Genomic DNA, 2,939 nt, shown 5'->3' on the forward strand with positions numbered 1-2,939 from the left:
CAGCGGCACCACCCGCTGGCTCGACACGACCGCGTATCCCTCGGCCGTCACGACGGCGGCCATCCAGGCGCTCACGGTCAAGTGCACCGACTGCCACGTGTTCTCCGGCGCGCCGGCGGGCCCGCACGGCGCCGCGGTAGAGGTCCGCATCATCTCCGGCTACAGTCAGACCGAGTACGCGAACCCGACGACGAACGCCTACCAGCTCGACCCGGCGACCTCCACGAACCCGCCGGGCTACCAGCCGGTCGTCTGCTACAAGTGCCACACCGTCTTCGTGAACTCGAACCCGGGCACCGCTACGGCCGGTGGCTTCAGCCGTCACAACACTCACCGTCGCTATGCCACCTACACCACCTCGCCTGCGGGCATCTACGGCGCGAAGTGCATCGACTGCCACGTGCGCATACCGCACGCGTGGAAGCGCCCGCGCCTGCTCATCCGCACGGCGGTGACGACCGACGGCGTCGCGGCCGACCAGTACCCGTACGTACGTCCGGGGCACTGGGGCCTCACGGGCATCAAGCTGGCGAACATGTCCGGGACGAGCATCAGCCCCGGCAACTGCTCGGTGAACGGGTGCTATGCGAACTCGCGGACGAGCAGCCACCCGCTGCCGTCGATGATCTCCACGCAGCCGCTGTGGCCGTAGGTGAAGTGCGGGGTTTGTGGGAAGACCGGGTATGTCGGATACTCTGTGTGAGGGCGTAACGGCCGAGCAGGGCCGAGGGAGCTGGAGGCGCGAGCGATGAAGAACCTCTCGATCCGCTGGAAGATCCTCGCGGGGGTCGTGGTCGTCAACCTCATCGGGGCGCTGGTGGTCGTCGTCTACCTGCACCAGTCCTCGTCCGGCGGGCTCGACGTGGCCGCCGCGAAGTCACTCGCTGTCGGGTCGGCGGCGTGGGACGAGCTGGGGGCCGAGTCACGTCCGGCCTCCGGGCCTCTCGACCCGATAGCGGACGGTGCCGTGCTGCTCGAGCACGTCAAGCACATCTCGTCGGCGGACTACGGCCTGCTGGTCGACAAGACCAAGCTCGACAAGGCTGCCTACGAGAAGGAGCGCTCCGACGCTGGCAAGCCGAGCAACTGGGACGAGCGCGAGAACTACGTGCTCGTCGCCGCCACCGACGACGCGCTCGCCGAGAAGATGCGCTTCGAGGTGCCCGCGGGGGACATTCCCGAGACCGGCAAGTTCGTCGGCATCGAGAACGGCTCGTGCGCGAAGACCTGCCATGATGCGATGACCGCCGAGGGTGACTACTGGACCGTAGCGTGGAGCGAGGACCGCACGAGCCGTGCCCACAATGTCTACCCGATCGCCGACGCGGCCGGCCAGGTCGTCGGCGTGCTCTACTCGATCGAGGACATCTCGGCACAGGCGGACTCGGCGAAGTCCTCGATGATCAGCACGCTGATGGTCATTGCGATCACCCTGCTCGCCGCGACGATCGTGATAGGCGGCATGCTCGACACGCTCATCTTCAAGCGCCTGAACACGATGATCGTGACGATGGAGGACATCTCGGTCCGCATCGCCGGCGGTGACTTCTCGACCCACTACGAGGCCGAGATGAGCGGTGACGAGATCGGGCAGTTCGAGCAGTTCTTCGCGAAGTTCATGGACCTCATCGCGGCGACCCTGAAGGCGCTCACCGGCGGCAGGTAGCCGGCGGGGCGCACGCGTGAAGAAGGGCGCCCTTTGCGGGGCGCCCTTCGCGTGCACCGGGCCTTTCGGCCCGGGGTCACTGGCCCTGGACCAGGGCGAACAGCTCGTACTCGACGTCCGCCGGCACCGCGCCGGTGCCGCCGACGATCCGGATGCTGTCCACCTCGGCCGCGTGGTCCGCGACGAACGCGCCGGTCGCCCCGGGGACTCCCGTGTTCACGAGCAGGGTCGGCGCGTCGTGCATCGCCGAGATGACGCCGCAGGGCAGGGCGTCGGGGAAGTTCAGGCCCGTCACGACGAACAGCTCGCCCGGCGTGAACGCGCACGACGGCTCGGTGAGTGAGAAGTCCGCGATCCGCGCCGCTGTGTCGTACCGCGTGGCGCCGGCGAGGCGCTCCGGGCTCGGCAGGTCGGCTGCGATGGCGTCGGGTACTGCGCCGGTGCCGCCGAGCACGATGGTGTCGGCGCATCCGAGCGCGTCGAGCGCGTCGGCGGTGGCGTCGGGCAGCTCCCACGGCTTGGTGAGCAGGATCGGCGCGCCCATCTTGGCGGCTGCCCCGCCCGCGGCGAGCGCGTCGGGATAGTTCAGGCCCGTGGCGACGAATGCCGTGTCGCACGAGCCGGCGCCGAGCACGGATTCGAGCTCGAGCGCGATCTGCTCGGCGGTCTCGTAGCGGTCGGAGCCCGACAGGCGCGTGACGTTGTCGCCGGTGATCCCGAGTGCGGCGAGGTCGTCGATGACGCCCTGGCCGACTGCGGCGGTGCCGCCGAGCACGATCGCCTTGGTTGCGCCGAGCTCGGTGATGCGTGCCGCCACCTCGTCCGGGATGCCGTCGGGCCGCACGAGGAGGATCGGCGCGTCGAGCGCGTACGCGAGCGAGGCGCCGCACAGCGCGTCCGGGTACGTCGCGCCGGTCGCGAGCACGACGTAGTCGGACGCGGGGATGTCCTTCGACATCTCGACGGCCGTCTCGTAGCGCGACAGGCCGGCGTCGCGGTCGGTGACCTGCGTGTAGCGGTAGAGGCGCGCGCCCTCGTCCGGGTCCGTGACGAGCACGAGGTCGCCCGCCATCGTCGCGAAGGCGCCGCCGACCGGGTTGAAGCCGGCCAGGAACGGCACGGACGGCGAGGCCGCGTCGATGAGCCGCAGGCCGCCGCTGCCGACGGCCACGGCGGTCGGAGTCGCGCCGTCCGAGGCCGCTGTGCCCGCGCAGCCGTTCCAGCCGGTGTCGGACGAGGTGACGTAGGCCAGCTCGCCGGTCGTCGCGACGTC

At 70.0% G+C, this 2,939-nt stretch carries 2 protein-coding genes; one reads left to right on the forward strand and one right to left on the reverse strand.

Annotated elements, in window-relative coordinates:
* The first annotated feature begins 748 nt into the window (after window positions 1-748).
* Window positions 749-1,666, forward strand: coding sequence for a cell wall metabolism sensor histidine kinase WalK (locus tag FDZ70_08745; GenBank protein ID TLM71933.1), 918 nt, complete (start codon window positions 749-751; stop codon window positions 1,664-1,666).
* Window positions 1,667-1,742: 76 nt separating this feature from the next.
* Here the strand turns inward: FDZ70_08745 and FDZ70_08750 are convergent.
* Window positions 1,743-2,939: cell wall-binding repeat-containing protein (locus FDZ70_08750; GenBank protein ID TLM71934.1), on the reverse strand; the 1,197-nt coding region annotated here is incomplete at its 5' end.

The organism is Actinomycetota bacterium (assembly GCA_005774595.1).
Classification (GTDB): Bacteria; Actinomycetota; Coriobacteriia; order Anaerosomatales; family D1FN1-002; genus D1FN1-002.

Bases quoted from the DNA above. Each gene is read 5' to 3' on its own strand.
- FDZ70_08745 (TLM71933.1), top strand. From the start codon at position 749: ATGAAGAACCTCTCGATCCGCTGGAAGATCCTCGCGGGGGTCGTGGTC.